The sequence below is a fragment of the Flavobacterium cauense R2A-7 genome (assembly GCF_000498475.1).
Classification (GTDB): domain Bacteria; phylum Bacteroidota; class Bacteroidia; order Flavobacteriales; family Flavobacteriaceae; genus Flavobacterium; species Flavobacterium cauense.
The window spans coordinates 661,966-686,059 of the sequence record NZ_AVBI01000019.1; the positions used below are offsets into that span (position 1 = coordinate 661,966).

The 24,094-nt window shown below is 37.4% G+C and carries 23 protein-coding genes; 15 read left to right on the top strand and 8 right to left on the bottom strand.

The genetic code is table 11. From position 1 onward, the window contains the following. Positions 1–106 precede the first annotated feature (106 nt). A complete protein-coding gene (locus tag FCR2A7T_RS13035; protein ID WP_023571774.1) occupies positions 107–2,524 on the top strand; it encodes an outer membrane beta-barrel family protein in 2,418 nt (805 codons plus the stop codon). Positions 2,525–2,589: 65 nt separating this feature from the next. Here FCR2A7T_RS13035 and ytxJ read toward each other — a convergent pair whose 3' ends face one another. Further along, the gene (ytxJ, locus tag FCR2A7T_RS13040) at positions 2,590–2,976 is read right to left on the bottom strand and encodes a bacillithiol system redox-active protein YtxJ (protein ID WP_023571775.1); all 387 of its coding nucleotides are present in this window, start codon (positions 2,974–2,976) and stop codon (positions 2,590–2,592) included. Positions 2,977–3,128: 152 nt separating this feature from the next. On the opposite strand from ytxJ, the gene clpB reads away from it, so the two are divergent. Next, positions 3,129–5,735 carry an ATP-dependent chaperone ClpB gene (gene clpB, locus FCR2A7T_RS13045; protein ID WP_023571777.1) on the top strand — a complete coding sequence of 869 codons (2,607 nt, stop codon included), beginning with the start codon at positions 3,129–3,131 and terminating at the stop codon, positions 5,733–5,735. A 533-nt stretch (positions 5,736–6,268) separates the two neighbouring features. Continuing rightward, the gene (locus FCR2A7T_RS13050) at positions 6,269–7,513 is read left to right on the top strand and encodes an MFS transporter (protein ID WP_023571778.1); all 1,245 of its coding nucleotides are present in this window, start codon (positions 6,269–6,271) and stop codon (positions 7,511–7,513) included. 69 nt (positions 7,514–7,582) lie between these two features. Here the strand turns inward: FCR2A7T_RS13050 and FCR2A7T_RS13055 are convergent, their stop codons facing one another. Continuing rightward, positions 7,583–8,113, bottom strand: a complete 531-nt coding sequence (locus tag FCR2A7T_RS13055) for a hypothetical protein (RefSeq protein WP_023571779.1) — start codon at positions 8,111–8,113, stop codon at positions 7,583–7,585. A gap of 302 nt (positions 8,114–8,415) precedes the next feature. Then, positions 8,416–8,700 carry a hypothetical protein gene (locus FCR2A7T_RS13060; RefSeq protein ID WP_023571780.1) on the bottom strand — a complete coding sequence of 95 codons (285 nt, stop codon included), beginning with the start codon at positions 8,698–8,700 and terminating at the stop codon, positions 8,416–8,418. 201 nt (positions 8,701–8,901) lie between these two features. Between FCR2A7T_RS13060 and FCR2A7T_RS13065 the strand changes: the two genes are divergently transcribed. Beyond that, positions 8,902–9,399 carry a GNAT family N-acetyltransferase gene (locus tag FCR2A7T_RS13065; protein ID WP_316928595.1) on the top strand — a complete coding sequence of 166 codons (498 nt, stop codon included), beginning with the start codon at positions 8,902–8,904 and terminating at the stop codon, positions 9,397–9,399. Between the two features lie 45 nt (positions 9,400–9,444). Here the strand turns inward: FCR2A7T_RS13065 and FCR2A7T_RS13070 are convergent, their stop codons facing one another. Next, positions 9,445–10,131 (bottom strand): OmpW/AlkL family protein, encoded by a 687-nt coding sequence (locus tag FCR2A7T_RS13070; RefSeq protein WP_023571782.1) that lies wholly within the window; start codon positions 10,129–10,131, stop codon positions 9,445–9,447. Positions 10,132–10,268: 137 nt separating this feature from the next. Between FCR2A7T_RS13070 and smpB the strand changes: the two genes are divergently transcribed. Then, positions 10,269–10,721: an SsrA-binding protein SmpB gene (gene smpB, locus FCR2A7T_RS13075; RefSeq protein ID WP_023571783.1), complete on the top strand. Its 453-nt coding sequence runs from the start codon at positions 10,269–10,271 to the stop codon at positions 10,719–10,721. 65 nt (positions 10,722–10,786) lie between these two features. Beyond that, on the top strand, positions 10,787–11,149 hold the full coding sequence (locus tag FCR2A7T_RS13080) for a helix-turn-helix domain-containing protein (protein WP_051369563.1): 363 nt from the start codon (positions 10,787–10,789) through the stop codon (positions 11,147–11,149). Between the two features lie 4 nt (positions 11,150–11,153). Here the strand turns inward: FCR2A7T_RS13080 and FCR2A7T_RS13085 are convergent, their stop codons facing one another. Continuing rightward, positions 11,154–11,795 (bottom strand): protein-L-isoaspartate(D-aspartate) O-methyltransferase, encoded by a 642-nt coding sequence (locus FCR2A7T_RS13085; RefSeq protein ID WP_023571785.1) that lies wholly within the window; start codon positions 11,793–11,795, stop codon positions 11,154–11,156. Positions 11,796–11,962: 167 nt separating this feature from the next. On the opposite strand from FCR2A7T_RS13085, the gene FCR2A7T_RS13090 reads away from it, so the two are divergent. The 9 genes from FCR2A7T_RS13090 (at position 11,963) to FCR2A7T_RS13130 (ending at position 20,885) form a co-directional block, all read left to right on the top strand. Further along, positions 11,963–12,928 carry a Gfo/Idh/MocA family protein gene (locus FCR2A7T_RS13090; RefSeq protein WP_023571786.1) on the top strand — a complete coding sequence of 322 codons (966 nt, stop codon included), beginning with the start codon at positions 11,963–11,965 and terminating at the stop codon, positions 12,926–12,928. 80 nt (positions 12,929–13,008) lie between these two features. After that, positions 13,009–13,896 carry a 3-hydroxyacyl-CoA dehydrogenase family protein gene (locus FCR2A7T_RS13095; RefSeq protein ID WP_023571787.1) on the top strand — a complete coding sequence of 296 codons (888 nt, stop codon included), beginning with the start codon at positions 13,009–13,011 and terminating at the stop codon, positions 13,894–13,896. A gap of 77 nt (positions 13,897–13,973) precedes the next feature. Next, positions 13,974–15,194 carry a DUF1015 domain-containing protein gene (locus FCR2A7T_RS13100; protein ID WP_023571788.1) on the top strand — a complete coding sequence of 407 codons (1,221 nt, stop codon included), beginning with the start codon at positions 13,974–13,976 and terminating at the stop codon, positions 15,192–15,194. 127 nt (positions 15,195–15,321) lie between these two features. Next, positions 15,322–15,981, top strand: coding sequence for a YggS family pyridoxal phosphate-dependent enzyme (locus FCR2A7T_RS13105; protein WP_023571789.1), 660 nt, complete (start codon positions 15,322–15,324; stop codon positions 15,979–15,981). An 87-nt stretch (positions 15,982–16,068) separates the two neighbouring features. After that, entirely contained in the window at positions 16,069–17,430 is a 1,362-nt protein-coding gene (locus FCR2A7T_RS13110; RefSeq protein WP_023571790.1) for an exonuclease domain-containing protein, read from the top strand. A gap of 28 nt (positions 17,431–17,458) precedes the next feature. Beyond that, positions 17,459–18,298 (top strand): ion transporter, encoded by an 840-nt coding sequence (locus FCR2A7T_RS13115; protein ID WP_035118472.1) that lies wholly within the window; start codon positions 17,459–17,461, stop codon positions 18,296–18,298. Further along, entirely contained in the window at positions 18,291–19,220 is a 930-nt protein-coding gene (gene miaA / locus FCR2A7T_RS13120; RefSeq protein WP_023571791.1) for a tRNA (adenosine(37)-N6)-dimethylallyltransferase MiaA, read from the top strand. The genes FCR2A7T_RS13115 and miaA overlap by 8 nt, the downstream gene beginning before the upstream one ends. 9 nt (positions 19,221–19,229) lie before the next feature. Next, complete coding sequence (locus tag FCR2A7T_RS13125; protein WP_023571792.1) at positions 19,230–20,138, top strand: CDC27 family protein; 909 nt, start codon at positions 19,230–19,232, stop codon at positions 20,136–20,138. 15 nt (positions 20,139–20,153) lie between these two features. Next, a complete protein-coding gene (locus FCR2A7T_RS13130) occupies positions 20,154–20,885 on the top strand; it encodes an acyl-[acyl-carrier-protein] thioesterase (RefSeq protein WP_023571793.1) in 732 nt (243 codons plus the stop codon). Positions 20,886–21,132: 247 nt separating this feature from the next. Here the strand turns inward: FCR2A7T_RS13130 and FCR2A7T_RS13135 are convergent, their stop codons facing one another. The 3 genes from FCR2A7T_RS13135 to coaE all read right to left on the bottom strand — a co-directional run bounded on the left by FCR2A7T_RS13135 (position 21,133) and on the right by coaE (position 24,094). Then, positions 21,133–21,849: a response regulator transcription factor gene (locus FCR2A7T_RS13135; protein ID WP_023571794.1), complete on the bottom strand. Its 717-nt coding sequence runs from the start codon at positions 21,847–21,849 to the stop codon at positions 21,133–21,135. Positions 21,850–21,854: 5 nt separating this feature from the next. Beyond that, positions 21,855–23,438, bottom strand: coding sequence for a sensor histidine kinase (locus FCR2A7T_RS13140; RefSeq protein WP_023571795.1), 1,584 nt, complete (start codon positions 23,436–23,438; stop codon positions 21,855–21,857). 71 nt (positions 23,439–23,509) lie between these two features. Further along, complete coding sequence (gene coaE, locus FCR2A7T_RS13145) at positions 23,510–24,094, bottom strand: dephospho-CoA kinase (protein WP_023571796.1); 585 nt, start codon at positions 24,092–24,094, stop codon at positions 23,510–23,512.

Sequence of the window (24,094 nt, forward strand, 5' to 3'; positions counted from 1 at the left end):
GTCTTCCTACTGACAAAGCCAAATATTTAAAATAAATAGTACCTTGTATTACATGGTATTATTTTTTACACTAACTTTGTCCCATCATCAATCAAATCATAATCAAATGAAAGTAAAAGCAATCATGCTTTGCTTATTGGCTTCTATTGCCGGTATGCAAGCGCAACAATCCGTTCCTCCAACAATTAACACAACTGTTAAAACAGATGCTAAAGGAACTTTAACCGGGAAAGTAATCGACAACAAAACAAAGGAACCTCTACCTTATGTAACGATTACAGTGAAAGACGATGGAAAGGTTATTTCCGGAAGCATCACAAAAGAAAACGGAACATTTAACCTAAACGATTTACCGTTAAAAACCTTACACATCGAAATTGTATTTATAGGTTATGCAAAGTTTGAAACGACAGTAAATTTTTCAAAAGAAGAAAACACTATTAATTTAAAAAACATAGCGTTAGAAGAAGAAGCAAAACAATTAAACGAAGTAATAATCACAAAAGATAAAACGGCTATCGTTCAAAAGATTGACAGAAAAATTGTGACCGTTGGAAAAGATTTACAGGCAACAGGTTCCACGGCAGCCGATATAATGAACAATATCCCAACAGTAAACGTGGATTTACAAAATAATACGGTGAGTTTAAGAGGCAATGAAAATGTCAAAATTCTTATTAACGGTAAGCCTTCAAATTTAACCGCCATTCAGGCTTTACAGCAAATTCCATCAACTTCAATCAAGCAAATTGAGTTGATTACAAATCCATCTGCGAAGTACAATCCGGAGGGAATGAGCGGAATCATTAATATCGTTTTGAACAAAAATTCAATGATGGGTTTTAATGGTAATGTAAATTCGGGTGTGGTTTTCGGTATTGTTCCAAAATTTAATGGCTCATTTGACCTGAATTATAAAGTCAATAAATTCAATTTTTACAGTACGTATTCCTTAAATCATGGAAAAAGAATAAACAAGGGAATTGTGCATTGGGACAAATACAACAGTGCAGAAGATTATGATTTATCGTTTAAAATCACGGAATTCAACAAAGAACATTTTACCAAATTAGGTTCTGATTATTATATCAATGATAAAAACACAGTTTCATTTTACACCTTACAGACGTTTAACAGTCCGCTTTTCAAATTTGAAAATGGTGTAGATTATTCTAATCCGGCAACAACAGATCAGCTGCAAATTCAAAACTCAACCGGTAAATCTAAAAATCAAACTTATAATTTAGCCTTCAAACATATCTTTGATAAAGAAGAAAAAACCTTAGATATCGAATTAAATTACAATACCGACAAATCCCCTGAAAACAGTTTGTATACAGACGGAAACAATGCTTTCTTACGTAAAAACAACGTTACTAAAAACGGAAAAAACTTTATAGGAAATATTGATTTTGTTAATCCGATAAACGAAACAACGAAAGTAGAATTAGGTCTAGAAAGCAGATTAGATGAAACTTCAAATACCTTTGTTGTAAATGATAATTTTGATGCCGATTTTAACTTTGAACGAAATATTCAGTCGGCATACGGAAACTTCAGCAAGCAATTTACAAAATGGAGCTATCAGTTAGGCTTAAGACTGGAAAGCTACGATGTAAAAGGAACTTTCAAAAAGAGCGGATTTCCTAATGAAACCTTTACAGATTATATTTTCACGGCGTATCCTTCAGCATATTTGACGTATAATCCGTCTGAAAATAATTCTTTCAATTTTAACTATTCCAGAAGAGTTGACAGACCAAACATGGATCAGGTTAATAAAATCAGACAATGGAGCGCTTCCACCATTGAACAAATAGGTAATTCCGAATTAAAACCACAGTTTACAAATTCAATAGAAGCTAATTATACCCGCAAACTGCAAAAAGGAAGCATTACAGCCGGAGCGTTTGTAAGGTTCATCAAAGACGAAATCAATCAGGTATTAACCAGCAACCCTTACGATCCTACAAAACAATTAATGACCTTTACTAATTTCGACAAAAATCAGGAATATGGTTTAGAAGTTTCAGGTAGTTACGAATTTAAAAAGTGGTGGAATGTAAACTTTGGTGTAGATAATTATTTCAACAATACAAGAGGTATTATTGAAAAAAGAGACGGGAATTTATACGAAGAAAGTATACATGCGTCCATATTCAATTCCAGAATGAATCACACTTTTAAAGTTACCAAAAACTTCCGACTAATATGGTTCACGATGTATTCAGGAGCAAGACAAGGGCTGCAATTCTCTAATAAAGATATGTGGAAAACGGATTTAGGTTCAAGATTGGACTTGTTTGAAGGTAAAGGCTCGTTAAGCTTACGATTTAATGATATTTTCAAAACAATGCAGTCTCGATTTTATTCAACAGAGCCAGCAAACATAAACGGGAAATTCAGATGGGAAAGCCAAACCGTTAACTTAAACTTCAGCTATCGCTTTGGAAGTGGTAAAAACAAATCGCTCGACAGAAAACAGAGAGACAATAACGTAAAACAAGGAGGAGGAATGTTCTAAATCTAAACCTCTCTTTAACCAAATAAAAAGCCTGCTTAATCAGCAGGCTTTTTATTTAGCTCTAATTAGACAAACCGATTCAAATCTTCCGCATCAATATCACTGTGAGAAGCATCATAAACAGCTTTGCCTTCTTTAACCACAATCAGTTGTGGCGATTGGTGTACCACATCAAACATCGAAGCAATGGTATTAGAAATTTCCCGATGATTTAGCAAATCTAAAAAATAAGGAGTAACTTTATCTTTCAATGTAAATTCGTTTTCAAACTGCTTTAACGCCATTCTGCTGATACTGCAACGCGTACTGTGTTTGAAGATTACCACCGGATTTTCATGCGATAAATCGGTAATTTCATGCAACTGCCCCAAATCGGTAAGCGAAACCCAATCCATTTTTGATTGCGGATTTTCTTCACCCGAACTACCGAAGATATTTTTAATAAAACTCATAATTTGTCCGTTTTTACGACATTTTGTCTTGTTCTGATTCCGAAAAAACACCAAAACAAGTCATTTTGTCCTGATTTCAACATTGGAACACATATTGTCCATTGCAATGCAAAGCTAAACAATTACAACAACGATAAATAGTTTTTAACACTATGAACTTAAATAACTTTACCATTAAATCACAAGAAGCCATTCAGCAAGCACAACAAATTGCGCAAGGCTTCGGACAACAACAACTCGAAAACGAACACCTTTTTAAAGGGATTCTTGAGGTCGATGAAAATGTTGCTCCTTTTATTTTAAAGAAACTGAATGTTAACGTCGATTTATTCAAACAAATATTAGACAGTACCATTCAGAGTTTTCCAAAGGTTTCCGGTGGCGACATCATGCTCTCCAGAGAAGCCAACAACACGCTTTTAGAAGCCAACAACATTGCCAAAAAAATGACCGATGAATACGTTTCCATCGAGCATTTAATCCTGGCGATTTTCAAATCGAAAAGCAAAGTTGCCCAAATTTTAAAAGATCAGGGCGTAACCGAAAAAGGTCTGGAAGCCGCCATTGCCGAAATCCGAAAAGGAGAACGCGTAACCTCAGCTTCTGCTGAAGAAACTTATAACGCCTTAAACAAATACGCCAAAAACCTCAACGAATTAGCCCGCACCGGAAAACTAGATCCCGTTATCGGTCGTGATGAGGAAATCCGTCGTGTATTACAGATTCTTACCCGAAGAACCAAAAACAACCCAATGTTAGTCGGTGAACCCGGTGTAGGTAAAACCGCAATTGCCGAAGGTTTGGCACACCGAATCGTAGACGGCGACGTACCCGAAAACCTAAAAGACAAAATCGTTTTCTCTTTGGATATGGGTGCCTTAATCGCCGGAGCGAAATACAAAGGAGAATTTGAAGAGCGTTTGAAATCGGTAGTAAAAGAAGTAACTTCTGCCGAAGGCGATATCGTACTTTTTATTGACGAAATCCACACTTTAGTGGGTGCCGGCGGTGGTGAAGGCGCTATGGACGCTGCCAACATTTTAAAACCCGCATTAGCCCGCGGTGAACTAAGAGCCATCGGAGCCACTACGCTTGACGAATATCAAAAGTATTTCGAAAAAGACAAAGCTTTGGAACGTCGTTTCCAAAAAGTAATGGTGGACGAACCGGATACCGAAAGCGCCATTTCCATCTTACGCGGAATCAAAGAGAAATACGAAACCCATCATAAAGTACGCATCAAAGACGATGCAATCATTGCCGCGGTAGAACTGTCGCAACGTTACATTACGAATCGTTTCCTTCCGGATAAAGCCATCGACTTAATGGACGAAGCGGCTTCCAAACTCCGCATGGAAATCAACTCCAAACCCGAAGAACTCGACGTTTTGGACCGAAAAATCATGCAATTGGAAATCGAAATCGAAGCCATCAAACGTGAGAACGACGAGAACAAATTAAAGATTCTCGGCTTGGACTTGGCGAATCTGAAAGAAGAACGCAACGAGATTTTCACCAAATGGAAATCCGAAAAAGATGTAGTCGATAACATTCAAACGGTTAAACAAGAAATAGAAGATTTTAAAGCCGAAGCCGAACGTGCCGAACGTGATGGCGATTACGGAAAAGTAGCCGAAATCCGTTACGGAAAAATCAAAGAAGCCACGGAAAAACTCGAAGTACTGCAAAAACAATTACAGGAAAACCAAGCCGGAACTTCCCTAATAAAAGAAGAAGTAACGCACGACGATATCGCCGAAGTGGTAGCCAAATGGACCGGCGTTCCGGTAACCAAAATGCTCCAAAGCGAACGCGAAAAGTTATTAAAACTGGAAGACGAATTACATAATCGTGTAGTTGGTCAGGAAGAAGCCATTCAGGCGATTAGTGATGCCGTACGCAGAAGCCGTGCCGGTTTACAGGATCCTAAAAAACCAATCGGTTCGTTCTTATTCCTTGGTACCACTGGTGTCGGTAAAACCGAATTGGCAAAAGCGTTGGCCGAATATTTATTCGACGACGAAAACGCCATGACCAGAATCGACATGAGCGAATATCAGGAACGTCACAGCGTAAGCCGATTAGTTGGTGCGCCTCCGGGATATGTAGGATATGATGAAGGCGGTCAGTTAACCGAAGCCGTACGTCGCAAACCGTATTCTGTAGTATTATTGGATGAAATCGAAAAAGCACATCCGGACACGTTCAATATCTTACTACAAGTATTAGACGAAGGACGTTTAACCGACAACAAAGGACGTTTGGCCGATTTCAAAAACACCATCATCATCATGACGTCCAACATGGGAAGCGCCATCATACAAGAGAAATTCGAGAACTTAAAAGGCGGAATCGAAGCAGCTACCGAAGCAGCCAAAACCGAAGTCTTAGGCTTGTTAAAACAAACCGTTCGTCCCGAATTCATCAACCGTATCGACGAAATCGTGATGTTCACTCCGCTAAGCAGCGACAACATCAAAGAAATCGTAGGCTTGCAGTTAAAAAGCGTTATCAAAATGCTGGCACACCAACACATCACAATGGATGCCACTCCGGAAGCAATCGCCTATCTTTCCGAGAAAGGATACGATCCAACTTTTGGCGCAAGACCGGTAAAACGAGTAATCCAGAAAGACGTTCTCAACGAACTGTCAAAACAGATTCTCTCCGGCAAAGTCAAAACCGACAGTATCATACTGTTAGACAGCTTCAACGGGCAACTGGTTTTCAGAAACCAATCCGATGAAATTAAAGCGTAAATAGTTTTTCATATTATTTTTGGTTGTACCCGACTGGTTTCAAAGCATCAGTCGGGTATTTTTTTGGAGCGAAAGGGCAACGCTTCTTTGCAATCCCTTTTCCTGCTGTCTGCTTTGCAAGGCACCGCTCCCATCAGGGCTATTGAGTGGTGGTCTTACTTAAAATCAACATTTCATAAAACAATTGCAATAACTATTTGGTTAGGCACATTCGTATTCTACCTCGGCGCATCCTTTCTTTGATTCGACTCATTCTTTCTCTGCCTCGACGCATTCTTTTTCTGTCTCGTCGCATTCATAATCTGTCTTGGCGCATTCATTTTTTGCCTTGGCGCATTCATATTTTACTTCTGCGCATTGACTTTCTTTCTCAACGCATTTATTTTCTGCCTGACTTCCTACCATTTCTTTTATGGTAAAAGCTTACTTGTCCTCTGCATCGTATTACATTTAAAAAACATGCATCATAAACAGCACAAAATTTCACTACTAACTATATTTTTCTATTTTTGGCATCCTAACCAAACCCAAAAATGAAAGAATTCACCTTTAACGAAAAACTGAAACACCTGTTTTCCTTTCCTGTAATTGTCGCCGCCTTAGGCTATTTCGTAGACATTTACGACTTACTCCTGTTCGGGATCGTGCGTGTTCCCAGTTTAAAAGACATGAATCTTGACGTAGACACCGCCGGCACTTTAATCCTAAACTATCAAATGGTTGGCTTATTGTTGGGCGGAATCCTTTGGGGCGTTTTAGGCGATAAGAAAGGAAGGCTCTCTGTTTTATTCGGCTCCATCTTAGTGTACTCTTTGGCCAATATCGCTTGCGGGTTCTTACCGCAAATGCCTTTTGAAGACAAAACAACGGTGTATGCCCTACTCCGTTTTATTGCCGGAATTGGTCTTGCCGGAGAATTAGGCGCCGGAATTACTTTAGTTTCCGAATCTTTACCCAAACAACTACGCGCCATAGGAACGTCTATTGTAGCAGGTTTTGGTTTGTTAGGTGCCGTGGTAGCACAATTAACCGTAGAATTGGCCGGAGATTGGACCATTGCCTACTTCATTGGCGGTGGTTTAGGATTAATGCTGTTATTACTCCGTGTAAGCGTTGCGGAATCGGGAATTTACAACGAGATCAAACACGACAGCGAGATCAAAAAAGGAAACTTCTTTTCGTTCTTTACCAATTGGGACCGTTTTATAAAATACATGAAATGCATCGCCATAGGCTTACCAACATGGTTCTGTATCGGCATCCTTGCTATGATGGCCAATCAGTTTGCACCGGTTATGGGCATTACTTCCATCACACCCGGAAAAGCAATCATGTGGGCTTATGTTGGAATATCAGTGGGAGATTTCGCCAGCGGATTCATTTCGCATTGGCTGCACTCGCGCAAGAAAGCCATTTTCTATATGATGTTGTTTACCATTGTTGGCGTTTGTCTGTTACTTTTCAGCGGAACTAAATCGGAGAACATGTATTACTTTTATTGCGCATGGTTAGGATTAGGAACGGGATATTGGGCCATGTTTGTTACGGTGGGTTCGGAGCAGTTCGGGACTAACATCCGCAGTACGGCAACCACGACCATCCCCAATATGGTTCGCGGACTCGTTCCGGTAATGTTACTCGCTTTTGATGGTTTAAAAGTTAACAGCGGTGTAATTACGGCGGCAGCAATTGTTGGTTTAATTGCGTTTACACTCGGCATTTATTCGACACTAACCATTGAAGAAACCCACAACAAAGACTTGGATTTCAACGAATAAGACAAAAAAAGCTATCCCGAAAGAGATAGCTTTTTTATTTATATTTACTTTTAATACACTTCTAATCCATTATCCTTTTAGGACTTCACCTTTTGAATTCACAACAATTTTTTTAGTTTCCTTGTCTTTTGTGAGTTTCAAATTGTACTGTTTTTTAATGATATCCCCATCTTCTTGAGAATACAAATACTTATCGTTACTGATTTTCCAACCTGGATAGGTTTTATATACACCATAAATAACATCCATCGGCAGTTTTACATTTTCATATTTTTCAACTACTCGGGTTAGTTTGCCTTTTTCATTATAAGTTGCCACCAACGAACCATCTTTTACTCTCATGGTTACCAAATAATTTTCATATCCTTCATAATCTTTACCTAAGTCGTAGGCTATGAACGATTCCTGTAATTGTTTGATTTTTGCGTCTTGATTTTCAAATTCAGGAAGATACACGGAAAAGTCGTTACCGGCTCTTTTAATAACTATCTCAGGAAGTTTTTTCAAACTCATACTTTCCTCACTTTGATAGGTTTTGTCCTGAGAATATCCAGTTAGGGCAAACCCAACGATAACTAATAAACAGATTATTGATTTCATAATGTTCGATTTTTGATTTATAAATATTTATTTATTCATAATGTATAAATCGTAAGGCATATTATTACTTCCCCTTTTTGTTGTATGAACTATACATTATTCAGATTCAAAAAAAACAGCATTAGTAATCAATTCTTTAAAATTAAACAATAATTACCGCAAGAGAACTTAGTAGTATGGAAGACAGGAGTTTAATAGTGTAAAGTTAGTCGATATAGAAATGTTACACTGTTAAAGATTTCAGTATATTTTGTTATAATTTAGAAAGTAGGCGTGCATAAAAAAAGCTATCCTAAGATAGCTTAAACGGTTTTGTAAATTCTTTTAATCGGAATAACGACACCTTGTTTTAAAATGATTCGCTCTTCGGTTAATCCCCAAATTGTGGTATCCACCATTTTTTTGGACGTATCATCTTCAAAATAAATTTTAATTTTCAGGTGCTCCAGATTTCCTAAAGTCAGCGCTCTGTCTAATTCTTCTTTACGCTGTTTGATAGCCTCTTTGTCATCTTCCAAAACATCATTGTTCGGAAAAGATAAACTTCCGATTTTTTCTTTGTCAATAGTTTCAAAATTGTAATTCATGGTAATTAATAGTTAGTTAGTTTGATTTTGGTTTTCTAAATTTATTAAAAAAAATATTAAAAAGTTAGCATCAACCCCTTTTTTTAGTAATTTTCACTAAAATTTCACAACAGTACGTTTTCAACAAAACCTAACTTTCTGACAGTAACCATGCTAATTTTCGATTTTACTGATTTTCCCTTACTTCAAACCGAACGATTATTGCTTAGACAAATAATTAAAGAAGACGCCAATGAAATGTTTGCGTTACGTTCCAATCCGGAAATCATGAAATACATTCCCCGTGAAATGCCAAAAAACATTGATGATGCTGTAAAACACATCGAATTCATGCAGGGATTGTTGGAAAGTGGTGAATGTATTAACTGGGCAATCTGTTTGAAAGAAGATAACGTATTGATTGGCAATATTGGCTATTTCAGAATGCAGCCCGAAAACCACCGTGCCGAAATAGGCTACATGCTCGGACCGGAATTTCAGGGAAAAGGAATCATGCAGGAAGCCTTAACAAAAATTATCAATTATGGTTTTGAAACCATGAAACTTCATTCCATAGAAGCGGTAACTGATCCTGAAAATTATGCTTCATGGGGTTTATTGGAAAAAAATGGTTTTATCCGTGAAGGGCACTTCAAAGAAGATTGTTTTTGGCAGGGAAAATACCTGGACAGCTTTGTGTATTCGCTTTTGAATAAATAAAAAAAGTCCGCTTTACAGCGGACTTTCAAACCAAAAAACTATCAATTAAAACTTCACTCCCACACCCATTCCTATAATCCACGGATTGATATCCACTTTTGCAGGAATGCTTAAACCGGGCGCAAGGTTTGAAGCATCTACGGTAACATCTGTTTTTAAGAACAAGCGTTTCACATCGGCGTTGATAAAAAACTTATCGGTAACCATTAAGTCAAAACCGGCTTGAGCTGCATAACCAAATGCATTGTCATAACTAACATCTTTAACCACATCACCGGGTTTTACGTCGTAAAAAATGGTATAATTTACACCAGCACCCAAATAAGGTTTAAACACATTGTCGCACGATTGATTGAAATGATATTGAACTGTTAATGTTGGCGGTAATAATCGAACCGAACCCAAATCAACATTAAAGTTTGTTGGTCCGCCAATGGCTGAAATATCAGAACCAACGGTATTTACATCGTGTTTTGTTGTACCTAAAATTAATTCGGCTGCAATGTTTTTAGTGAAATAATAGGTAAAATCTAACTCGGGTACCAAGGCTGTCGAAATGGAAACATCACCACCAATTGTTTCGATAGACGCGCTTTCGTTAGGAACCACTCCGATTCCTCTAACACGTACTTTCCATCTTGAAAAATCTGCTGATTTGGTTTCTGTTTTCTCTTGAGCAAATCCAACGCTTAAAAAAGACATCGCTAATAGGGCAAATACAATTCTTTTCATTTTTGTTTGTTTTTAATTACACTTCAAAAGTACCCCTCAAAAACCACGAAAAGGCTGATAAAAATCATAGTCAAAAAAGTATTTTCGCTTTATTTACTCTTTAATATTCGACTAATTGTTCATACATTTGTCGTCCTATGCAAAAAACGGTCAACATCCTTAATAAAAGAGCCAAATTCGATTATGAAATACTCGAAAAATATACAGCTGGTATTGTCTTGACCGGAACTGAAATCAAATCCATCCGTTTAGGAAAAGCAGGTATCGCGGAGAGTTTCTGTGAATTCCACGGAACAGAGCTTTTCGTAATCAACTCACACATCGAAGAATACCTTTACGGAACACATTACAACCACAAAGCGAAAAGCGAGCGCAAATTGTTGCTGAACAAACGCGAGTTGAAAAGTCTTCTGAAAAGTGTGCAGAATAAAGGTTTGACAATTATCCCGTTACGTCTTTTCACCAACGAAAAAGGTTTGGCGAAAATGGACATCGCACTTTGTCGCGGTAAGAAAACGTACGACAAACGTGAATCGTTGAAAGAACAGGATACCAAACGTGATTTGGATCGAATTAAGAAATCATTTTAATGTACTTCACTTTTTTGTTTTAAATTTCAGGACAGCATTTGTCTGAAAAACTAACGTCATTTAAAATGAAATCACTGCTTAAAAACGCCCGGGAACAAAAAGGACTCAAAACTACAGAAGTCGCGCGTTTGCTTTCCATTGACAAAGCCTTAATCAGTAAGTTTGAAAGCGGACAACGCATTCCCACCGAAACACAAATTCAAAATCTTGCGAAATTATTGGATATAGATTTAGCAATACTAATGGTGGCTTGGTACAAAGAAAAACTGTTGCATATTTTGGATTTCAACACCTATTCGATTCAGGCGGTAACGGAAATACTGTCAGAGAAAGGGATCAAAATCGCTCAGGAAGATAAAAAGGAACTTCAGCTGGCCGATATTCTTTCGGAAATCGACAATCTGAAAAACAAACTTTCCAATTTATAATTAATTAGTTTTTGTCTTCCAATAAAGGCACGAAACGGAAATCACCGAATTCGTGTTTTTCAAACTGGGTTTCGTTTTTACGGATTAGCAACGTCATCACCTGCACATCTTCCCCTACCGGAATTACCAATCGTCCTCCTATTTTTAACTGCGCCATTAAGGGTTGCGGAATAAAAGGAGCGCCAGCCGTTACAATAATACTGTCGAACGGAGCATAATTCGGTAAGCCTTTATATCCGTCCCCGAATGCCAAATGCTTCGGACGAATGCCTAATTTCGGCAATAAAAGGGAAGTCGATTTGAACAATTCGTTTTGTCTTTCCACGGAATAAACCTTGGCGCCCATCGTACATAAAACAGCCGTCTGATAACCGGAACCGGTACCAATTTCCATTACTTTATCGTCTTTCTTCACCTGGAGTAATTCGGTTTGAAAGGCAACCGTGTAAGGTTGAGAAATAGTTTGCCCGGCACCTATCGGAAAAGGTTTGTCCTGATAGGCGAAATCTTCGAAACTCGAATTCAGAAATAAATGTCTCGGAATTTTTCGAATGGCTTCCAATACATTTTTATCGCTTATGCCTTTCTTTTCCAAAAGGGTTACCAACTGATTTCGAAGTCCTTGATGTCTGGCTAAATCTCTCACTGTTTCGGCGTGTTTTATTTCGTAAAATTAGGTTTAAAATTCTCAAAAATCAAATGTAAAATTCCAAAAAACCACTAAATTTCAACATCAAACTTTAAACAAATAATATTACATTTGTTCACTCGAGGCTGTAAGCCGAACTGTTATGAAATAAAAAATAGATTTCTATGCTAAAAGTAGGCGTTTTAGGTGCCGGTCACCTTGGAAAAATACATTTACGATTACTCAATCAATCTGAGAAATTCGAATTAGTAGGTTTTTACGATGAAAATCAGGAATATGCTGAAAAAATCGCAGCCGAATTCGGTTACAAACGATTCGATACCATCGCTAAATTAATTCATGCGGTTGATGTGGTGGATATTGTTACACCTACCCTTTCGCATTACAAATGTGCCAAAGTGTCCATCAAATCCGGGAAGCACGTATTTATTGAAAAACCTATTGCCACTACCGTTGAGGAAGCTGAAGAGATTATAGCATTAGCCAACGAATACAATGTAAAAGGTCAGGTTGGTCACGTGGAGCGTTTTAATCCGGCATTTAAAGCAGTAAAAGACCGAATCCAAAATCCGATGTTCATCGAAACGCATCGTTTGGCCGAATTCAACCCGCGCGGTACAGATGTTCCTGTAGTTTTGGATTTGATGATTCACGATATCGATGCTATTTTGAGTGTTGTAAAATCGAAAGTGAAAACCATCAATGCCAGCAGTGTAGCCGTGATTTCTGATTCACCGGATATTACCAACGCTCGTATCGAATTTGAAAACGGTTGTGTGGCAAATATTACGTCAAGCCGAATTTCCATGAAAAACATGCGTAAATCGCGCTTCTTCCAAAAAGACGCTTACATTTCTGTTGATTATCTGGACAAAGTCTGCGAAGTGGTTCGGATGAAAGATGCGCCGGAAACTCCGGGTGATTTCGACATGATTCTGCAAAATGCGGAAGGTGTTAAAAAACAAATCTATTACGACAATCCGACCGTGGAACCAAACAATGCGATTTTGGACGAATTGGAATCTTTTGCAGATGCTATCAACAACAATACAACACCAATCGTAACCTTAGAACAAGCTACGGAAGCTTTACGAGTGGCGTATCAGATTATCGATTGCTTTCAGAAATAATGAATAATCAGCCAAAATTAATCTGTGAAAATCTTTTTAATCTGCGGCAAAAATAAAAACAGAAAACAAACTAATATAAAATGAAACACATAGCTGTAATTGGCGCGGGAACCATGGGCAACGGAATTGCTCATACTTTTGCGCAATCCGGATTTACCGTAAAATTGATTGATATTTCCGAAAAATCATTGGAAAAAGGAATGGCCACTATCGCCGCAAACCTTGACCGTATGGTAGCCAAAGGAAGTATCACCGAAGAAGACAAACATAAAACCATTGGAAACATTATTACCTATACCGATATTAAAGATGGTGTGGTAGGTTGTGACTTAGTGGTGGAAGCCGCTACGGAAAATGTAACGTTAAAACTGAATATTTTCAAACAGTTGAGTGAAGTATGCGATCATAACGTGATTTTGGCAACCAACACTTCTTCCATTTCAATTACACAAATTGCAGCGCAAGTAGTTCACCCGGAAAGAGTTATTGGAATGCACTTTATGAATCCGGTGCCGATTATGAAATTGGTGGAAATCATTCGCGGATACAATACGTCTGATGAAGTAACGAAAATTATCATGGATTTATCGGTGAAATTAGGCAAAACGCCAACCGAAGTGAACGATTATCCAGGTTTCGTAGCCAACAGAATTTTAATGCCGATGATTAACGAATCGATTGAAACTTTGTACAACGGAGTTGCCGGCGTTCAGGAAATCGACACCGTTATGAAATTAGGTATGGCACACCCAATGGGACCATTACAATTAGCTGATTTTATTGGTCTTGACGTATGTTTATCCATCTTAAACGTAATGTACGACGGATTCAAAAACCCTAAATACGCACCATGTCCGTTATTGGTTAACATGGTTATGGCCGGAAAATTAGGCGTAAAATCCGGAGAAGGGTTCTATGACTATTCGGAAAGCAAAAAAGCAGAAAAAGTATCAAAACAATTTTCATAATTAACAATGGATAATTGACAATTGATAATTGGGTTCGCTCATTATCAATTGTCAATTTTTAATTATCAATTAATTGAATGGCCAAAATAATTCCTTTTAAAGCGGTTCGTCCCATTGCAGATAAAGTAGCTTTGGTAACCTGCAGAACGTATGACGATTACAGTCCGGCCGAACTTGCTGCCTGGCTGAATTTTAATCCGTATTCGTTTTTGCATGTTATTAATCCGGCTTATGCACATCTGCAAAAAATTTCGACGGACAAGCGTTTTAAAGGAGTAGCGCTTAAATATCAGGATTTTAAACAGGAAAACATTCTTATTACCGAAGAAAAACCTGTTTTTTATCTTTATGAAATTCAGACAAAAGTGCAGACTTTCACCGGAATCATAGCCGGAACATCTGTTAAGGATTATCAAGAGAATGTTATCAAAAAACACGAAGACACGTTGCAATATCGTGTGGAACTTTTTAAGGATTATCTGCATCAGACGAAATTCAATACCGAACCGGTGCTGATTACTTATCCGGACAGTATCGAAATCAATACTTTTATCGGATTGCGAAAAAAAACGAAACCGATTTATGAATTTTCCACCACGAACAAGGAAAAACACACGTTGTGGAAAATTGATACCCAAAGTGAAATCGACTGGCTGCAGGAACATTTTGAAAAGATTCCGAATCTGTATATTGCCGATGGTCATCATCGTTCAGCTTCCGCGGAATTACTTTATGAAGAGGACAAGCATTTAGGGAAAGAAAACCTGCAATATTTCATGAGTTTTCTGATTGCCGAAAGCAACGTCAAAATTTACGAATTTAATCGTATCATTCGGGATTTGAACGGAATGTCGAAAGAAGAATTCATCAAAAAACTGGCTGACACTTTTATCATCAAACTAAAAGATCAGGAACTGTGGAAACCGCAAAATAAAAATGAGTTCGGAATGTATCTGGACGGCAATTTTTATGCGTTATACTATAAAAATGAAGTGTCACAGAAAAAAAACATTTTAAGCAATCTTGACGCTCAGATTTTATATGACAAAGTGTTGCATCCTTTATTAGGCATTGGTGATTTGAGAAACGACGAACGTATTGATTATATTCCCGGTAAACAATCGGTTTCTGTTATCAAAGATTTAGTTGACGGCGGAGAATTTGAAGTGGGATTCATGCTCTACCCTATTGCTATCGAAGAAATAAAAACCATTGCAGACGAAAATCTGATCATGCCTCCGAAAAGCACTTATATCGAACCTAAGTTTCGAAGTGGTTTGGTGGTGTATGAGTTGTGAAGATAGAGTTGCAGAGTCGCTGAGTTTCTGAGTTTCTGAGTAAACAAGCTTTAATACAAAAATAGTTATTAAATTAATTTGCCGGAATCGCGTTTTTCTTAACAATGACCAAAAAATAAATACAATTATGTCCATCCAATCCAACCTTCAGCAAATAAAAACCAACTTACCTGAAAACGTAACACTGGTAGCGGTTTCCAAAACCAAACCAGTCAGTGATTTGATGGAAGCTTACGAAGCCGGTCAGCGCATTTTCGGAGAAAATAAAATCCAGGAAATGACTGAAAAATGGCAGCAAATGCCTAAAGATATCGAATGGCATATGATTGGTCATGTTCAGAGCAATAAAGTCAAATATATGGTGCCGTATGTAAAACTTATTCATGGGGTTGACAGTTTGAAATTGCTCAAAGAAATAAATCGTTTAGCAGTAAAATGGCGCAAACACATTAATGTTTTGTTACAAATTTACATTGCTGAAGAAGAAACTAAATTCGGATTGGACGAAAAAGAACTGAATGAAATTCTGAATTCTGAGGAAGTGAAACAAATGACAAACATTACTATTAAAGGCTTGATGGGCATGGCTAGTTTTACAGAAGATAAAGAACAAATCAAACGGGAATTTTTACATCTAAAATCCATTTTCGATAAATACAAACCGTTGAATGCCGGAAACTGTCAGCTGCATACACTTTCAATGGGAATGAGTGGCGACTACGAATTAGCAATTGAATGCGGAAGTACGATGATTCGCGTAGGAAGTAGTATCTTTGGAAACCGATAGAAGAAGAAAGGGATAAGACAAAAAGAATAATCGGCTTTATCTCGGACTGAACACTGATTACTAATAACTGAACACTGAATACCTATTTTGTACGCAATTCTCGACATAGAGACCACTGGAGGTCAGTATAATGAAGAAGGAATAACCGAAATCGCCATCTATAAATTCGATGGTCATGAGGTTGTGGATCAGTTTATCAGTCTGGTAAACCCTGAAATTCCGATTCAGCCGTTTGTGGTAAAACTTACCGGAATTAACAATGCAATGTTACGCTCGGCTCCGAAGTTTTATGAAGTGGCAAAACGCATTATCGAAATCACTCAGGATTGTGTTATCGTAGCGCACAATGCTTCGTTTGACTACAGAATTTTACAAACCGAATTCCGCCGACTGGGTTTTGATTTTAAAAAACCAACCCTTTGTACGGTAGAACTTTCCAAAAAATTATTACCCGGACATCATTCGTACAGCTTGGGTAAATTGGTTCGTGAATTGGGAATTCCAATGGCCGACAGACATCGCGCCACCGGTGATGCTATGGCAACTGTAAAACTTTTTAAAATGCTTTTGGCCAAGGATTTGGAGAAAGAAATCGTAAAAAGTTATATCAAAATTGAAATTAAATCCGGTATTTCGCCGAAACTAATGGACATTATTGACGGGATTCCGTCGAAAACCGGTATTTATTATATTCATCGTGAAGACGGCACAATCATTTATATCGGGAAAAGCAAAAACATCAAAAAAAGAGTCAACCAACATTTTACCGGCACCGATCGTAAGTCTAAAAAACTACAGAACGAAGTCTATGCCGTAACGTTTGAAGAAACCGGCAGCGAACTCATCGCCTTATTGAAAGAAAGCGAAGAAATTAAAGTCAACCGCCCAGTATATAATCGTGCCGGACGCAAAACCATTTTCCCTTGGGCGCTATATGCCGAAAAGGATAAAAAAGGATATATGGCTTTACGATTACAGAAAACCGACGGTCGAAAAAAAGAAATCACTTCCTTTGCGACACTTCAGGAAGGGAAAAACATACTGCATAAAATTACCGAGGAAAACAATCTTTGCCAGAAAATCAACGGATTGTACGACACCAAAAAAAGTTGTTTTCAATACGATTTAAAAAAGTGTTATGGCGCTTGTATCGACAAAGAGGCTCCGGAAGAGTACAACCAAAGAGTAACCTACTTTTTGGAAAACAACCAATTGCAAAGCCAAAGCATGGTAATTGTCGATCATGGAAGAACCGTGAACGAACGCAGCGCTGTTCTCTTTGAAAACGGTATTTACAAAGGTTATTGTTTTTACGATTTGAATTATCAGATCAACAACATCGAAATTTTAAAAAACATTATTATTCCGATGCAGAACAACCGCGACAGCCGTAACATCATTCAGAATTACATCCGAAAAAAGAAGGTTATTAAAATCATAAAGTTTTAAGTAACTTTGATACCTTATGTTTCATACTATGAAAAGATTAAAATCGGAATATGAAATTCTTCGACAGAAAATTTACATCGTCATTTATGGTTCCAATACGGTAGCCGGACGTCTTTTCGATTTAATTCTGCTTGGAATAATACTTTTAAGCGTATTATTGGTCATGTTGGAATCGGTGGAGAAACTCGATGCCAAATACCATTCGTTCATTCTTATTTCAGAATGGATTATCACAATATCCTTCACTTTAGAATACTTACTGCGGATACTTTGCAATAAAAAGCCCCTCACCTACATTTTCAGTTTTTACGGAATAGTCGACTTTATTTCGATTTTACCGATGTATTTGTCGTTTTTCATTCCGGGATCTCGAATGTTGTCCGTAATTAGAGCACTGCGTTTGTTGCGTTTGTTCGGGATTTTGAATCTGGTGCATTTTACCGGTCAGGAATCGCAATTGAAATTGGCCATAAAAGCCAGTCGGACAAAAATTATCGTGTTTGTTTATTTCGTATTGATTGTATCCATTTTACTGGGTGCTGTGATGTATGTAATTGAAGGCAAAGAAAGTGGTTTTACCAGTATTCCCACCAGTATATATTGGTGTATCGTTACGCTGACAACAGTTGGTTACGGCGATATTGCACCGGTTACGACGCTCGGACAAATTATAGCTTCCTGCATTATGATTATGGGTTACGGCATTATCGCAGTCCCAACCGGAATCGTAACCGCAGAATTTGCAGCTGCGAAAAGAAATCAGAAATTCAATGAAACTAACCGAAAATGTCCGTCCTGCACTACCATAATTTATAATGAAGACGCACGATATTGCCATCATTGTGGTGAAAAATTAGCACATGAATAATTACCTAATAACCATAATTGGTCCTACAGCCATTGGAAAAACCGCTTTAAGCATCAAATTAGCGCAACATTTTGGTTGTGATATCATTTCGTGCGACAGCAGGCAGTTTTTTAAAGAAATGAAAATCGGTACTGCGGTTCCAAATACAGCGGAATTAGCTTCGGCAAAACACCATTTCATTCAACATATATCTGTTTTCGACAATTATTCAGTGGGTGATTTTGAAACTGAGGCTATTGCCAAATTGAACGAACTTTTCAAAGAAAACAACATTCAGATTATGGTGGGCGGTTCGGGATTGTATGTGGATGCGGTTTTGAAAGGTTTTGACGATTTTCCGGAAATTGACGCAACGGTACGGGAAGAAATCAATGCTAAATTTGACGAATTCGGAATTGATTATCTGCAAAACACACTAAAAGAACTGGATGCTGTTTACTATGCCAAGTTGCTTTCCGAAAATCCGCAAACACTGCAAAATCCACAACGGATGAAGCGTTTTGTGGAAGTTTGTTTGGGTACCGGGAAACCGTATTCTTCTTTTATCGGACTGAGAAAAAACCAGCGCAACTTCACTCCGATTATCATTGGTTTGGAAGCCGACAGAGAAAAAATGTACGAACGCATTAACCTTCGTGTCGATTTAATGCTGAAGGAAGGATTGCTGGAAGAAGCAAAAGCATTGTACCCGAACAAACAGTTGAATGCCTTACAAACTGTAGGTTACCGCGAATTATTTAATTATTTCGACGGAAAAACGACTTTGGATTTCGCTGTGGAAGAAATCAAGAAAAATACCAGACGTTTTGCCAAGAGACAAATCACCTGGTTTAAACGAACCGAAAATGCAAAATGGTTTGATTATCAAAAAGATATCAATGAGATTATAAAACAAATCAATATTGAAATACAAAAGAATTAACTTGACTTCATGACAACAAGAAACAAGATTTTATTAGGTATAGTTTCGTTATTTTTTCTAACCAGCTACCAAAACAATTCCTGCAATTGCGATTATACAAAAAATTATTACCAATTGGTGTACCAAGCAGAAATACATTATTTAAGCAATGAGTTTTCCGAAGCGTACACACTTTTAAAAAAGGCAGACAGCAATTGCGGAGGCTTATTGAACCAAGAGGAAATTAATGAAACCCGAATAATGGCAGAATGCTGCATGAGATTGGGTAAGGAAAAGGAAGTGCTCCATTATCTTAAAAGTTATGTCGATCATGGAATGAAACTAAGTAATGTGGAGAGTAGTGATATCTTTGCCCCACTGAAAAAAAATCCGGAATGGAACAATTTAGTAGTTTATGCAAATGCGGCCAATGCGGCCTTCGACAAAAAAATCAATAAGGAGCTTCGTGAAGAAATAATCCAAATGAAAATTGCTGATCAAAAAGTGCGTCAACAGCCAATAAACTGGCAAGTAGTACAGAAAACGGACAGCCTGAACGAAATTCGTATTAAAGAGATAATTAAACAATACGGTTACCCAAATGCAGATTTAATAGGACCTTCGACATGGGAATCAAGAACGGATATCACGGTTATGCTCATGCATTTTAACGACACTACCTACTTTAAACCCGTTTTATTAGACTACATTCGCAAGGGACAGGCCGCTCCAAATTTGTTAGCCAACATGATAGATAGCAGATTAAGGTTTGCAGGGCAATATTCATATGGAATCTATGATAATGTTGATTCCACAGCAATCAAAGACTTTCACAAAATAGATGAGCGCAGGATGGCTATCGGCTTACCTCCTTATAAACTGCGGAAAAAAAAGATGGAAATAATACGGAAAAAATATCCAGAACTATTTAAAAAATAATCCATACTATACAAAATGCCAATATCCCCAAATTTCACTTCCCTATATTCGCACGAATGGGAAATTAATTTTACCCAATGCGCTCCAAACGGCTTTTTAAAGTATGTAGATTTGTGCAATTTACTGCAACTTACCGCTGCGGAACATTCTATTTTAGGCGGACTGAGTTTTAATGATATGCAACAGCACCATCAGGCATGGGTGTTAAGCCGGATTCGGGTGGAAATTGAAACTTTACCAAAATGGATGGATAAAGTGACTGTAAAAACATGGATTGAACTTCTGGACGGCAATAAATCGATTCGTAACATTGAAATGTACCTTGACGGAAAGAAAATTGTTGGTGCAACGACGTATTGGGCCGTTTTAAATACGAAGTTGCGAAAATCGGAGCCGTTGGCGTTACCACACGAACATTTTGAAAAATATGTTGATCGCAAAGCTACATCACAAAGATTTATGAGAATAAACGTGCTTCAGGAAACTGAAAAAATTGCTGATAGAACAGTAGTTTTATCCGATTTGGATATTGTAAATCACGTGAATAACACAAAATATCTGGAATGGTGCCTTGATACTCTAAATCCGAAAACGATACTGAAACAGGAAATAAAAAATTTGGAAATGAATTTTCTGCGGGAGCTGAATTGGAATGATAAAGTGGAACTTCATTCGGATGACAAAGGTTTCTTTACGGTTACGAAAGACGAAAAGGTTTGTTTTGCTTTGGTTTTGGAACGGAAATAAGTTTTTAAAAAAAATGTTGTTTCAATAACAAAAAGCCCTAACCCCGATTGCAGTGGAAAGCATTTTGAAATAAAAAAGTAGAAGTTCCTGAAGAAAAAAAGCGACCAACGGAAGCTCTTTTTTGTTCTTTGGAACTTCTTTTTTTATGAAAAATCTTGGAGCGGAAAGCGGGAAACAGTTTCACATAAAAAAAAGCTCTGATTTCTCAGAGCTTCTTAACCAATATAATTTATTAACTAATAACTATCTATTCTGCCGCTTTGCTTTTTACCACCAAACGGAACCCTTCACCGTGAATGTTTAAAATTTCAACGTCTTCATCGGATTTCAGGTATTTACGCAATTTTGCGATATACACATCCATACTTCTGGAAGTGAAGTAGTTGTCGTCTCTCCATATTTTTGTCAACGCCAATTCACGAGGCATTAAATCATTTTCATGCAAGGCCAACATTTTAAGCAATTCGTTCTCTTTTGGAGACAATTTGATTGGTTCGTCGCCAGGGAACGTTAGAAAACGCAATTTTGAGTTTAAATGGAATTTACCGATTTCAAATTCAAATTTGGTGTTGTCTGTTTTGGTTTCGGAAGCTTTACGCATGATGATGGCTTTGATTTTCATCAATAATACTTCCGAATCAAACGGTTTGTTTAAATAATCGTCGGCTCCTACTTTGTATCCTTTCAAAACGTCTTCTTTCATCGATTTCGCTGTTAGGAAAATGATAGGCACCTCTTTGTTTTTTTCGCGGATTTCTCTTGCCAAAGTATAACCGTCTTTGTAAGGCATCATCACGTCAAGAATACACAAATCGTAATTGTCTTTCTTGAATTTTTCGAAACCTTCCATTCCGTTTTTAGCTAAAGTAACCTCGAAATCATTTATAATTAAATAATCTTTTAAAACCGCTCCGAAATTTGGATCATCTTCTACTAATAGAATTTTTTTGTTAGTTGTATCCATATTTTTTAATTTATTAAAGGCATTTTTATGGTAAAGGTACTTCCCTTTCCTTTTTCACTTTCTACAAAAATCTGACCGTTATGGTCGTCTATAATTCTTTTTACATAAGCCAACCCTAAACCATGTCCTTTGACATTATGCAGGTCGCCGGTGTGCTCTCTGTAAAACTTTTCAAATATTCTCTTTTGGGCTATTTTGCTCATTCCGGCGCCATAGTCCTTTACTTTTATAAGGATATAGTCTTTTACATTTTCCGTTGAAACCTCAATTACGGGCGTTTCCGGAGAATATTTTATGGCATTATCCAATATGTTAACCATCACATTCGTAAAATGAACATCGTTTAATAAAATCGTGTTTCGTTTGGCTTCCAGATTTACCCGAATTGTTCCTCCACGATCTTCGATAATCAGATTCACGTGTTCTATGGCATCTTCAATAATATCGTGAACGTTGGTTGGTTCTTTGCTGATTTCTAACTCTTTGCGCTCCAATTTTGAAATTCGGAGTACGTTTTCCACCTGCGCGTGCATTCGTTTGTTTTCGTCGCGAATCATTTGAAGATAACGTTGCACTTTTTCTTTATCTTCTATAATTTTTGGGTTTTTAATCGCATCTAAAGCAAGATTAATGGTTGCTATAGGTGTTTTAAACTCATGCGTCATATTGTTAATGAAATCGGTTTTAATTTCCGAAATCTGTTTTTGTTTAATCAATTGGTTCAGTGCACTGAAATAAGCGACAATAATTACCAATGTAAAAATGAGCGATAACGATGTGATGCCTACCAGCGATGAAAACAAAAATTTTCCTTTGTGAGGGAAACTTACCAGCAACTGGTATTTGTTTTCGTTATCATTGTCTGTAAAAACCGGAATGCTGTAGGTTGACTTTTTATCGAAATTGAAATCTTCCGATTTTATTTTCGTAGCCAATCCGTTACTGTAAATACCGAATTCGAATGGCGTTTTCACACCGTACTGGCGTAATTCGTTGGCCAACATTGCATTAAGCCGCTCTTTCGAAATCCTGTCCTGCAAGGGTTTTAAAGCTACAATGTCCTTGAAATATATCTCAAATTGTGCTTTATCCAAAATATCGAGCGATCCGGATTTTTCTAGAGTTATGTCCGGCGTGCTTTTTTTCTGAATTCCGGAATTATCGATGATGTTTCCGTTAAAAATTTCTGTTTTACGTTTTGCAACGAAACTTTTTAGCGGCACCGAATCAGAATTTTTATCAAAGAACGAACGGTTTAAATTGTAATCTTCTGAAATAATAGTATTCGAATAAATGATTTGCTCATTGGTTTTCGGATTGCGTTCCACAAAGAAATACTCTTTCAAGTCACTTTGCTTAGGGGCTTTCCCGATACTGTCTTTCAGTTTATTGTATTTTCTGTAAAATTCAAAGAACTCCTGCTGTTGCAATTTATCTGCCACATTACCCACAACCTGTTGCACATGGTATTTGAATTGCTCTTCATTATTCTTATAAGAAGTATCAATCCAATACAGCTGAACGAGAATTATCCCCAAGAGGGACAAACTCATCAAAACAACAAGCAATCGGAAACGCGTTTTATTCATCAAAACAAAATTAACATTTTAACATTTAGACCTTAAAAATATTAACCAAAGATTAACATCTGCCCTTCATTTTACAGATTATTCAATTCTTTAAGAATTTCGGTTACTTTTTTTTCAGACTCCTTTAAATCGATGTTTTCAATTACAAAATCACTCCTTTTTATTTTCTCTTCTTCTGGCCATTGGTTTTGCATCCGTTCTAAAACCTGCGCCTTTGTAACTTTGTCGCGCTGCATAACTCGTTCAATTCTAACAGCTTCCGGAGCCGTTACCATTATTATTTTATCACAGTCTTTATAACTTCCGCTTTCAAAAAGTATGGCCGCTTCTTTAACAATAAAAGGTTCGTTTTTGTGTATTTTCAGCCATGTAAGAAAATGTTTTTTAACTTCCGGATGTACAACGCTATTAAGCTGTTCTAATTTTTTCGGATTGGAGAAAACAAGAGTCGCAATTTTTTTCCGATCCAAAACATGGTTTTCTATTACATTTTCCTCAAAAACCGACTGTACCTTTTTAACCGTTTCCGGATTGTTCATTAGTTTTTTTGCTTCATCATCAGCAATATACACAGGAACCCCAAGCGCTTTGAAATAGCCCGCTATGGTTGATTTTCCGCTACCGATGCCACCTGTAAGTCCGATTATCTTTGTCAT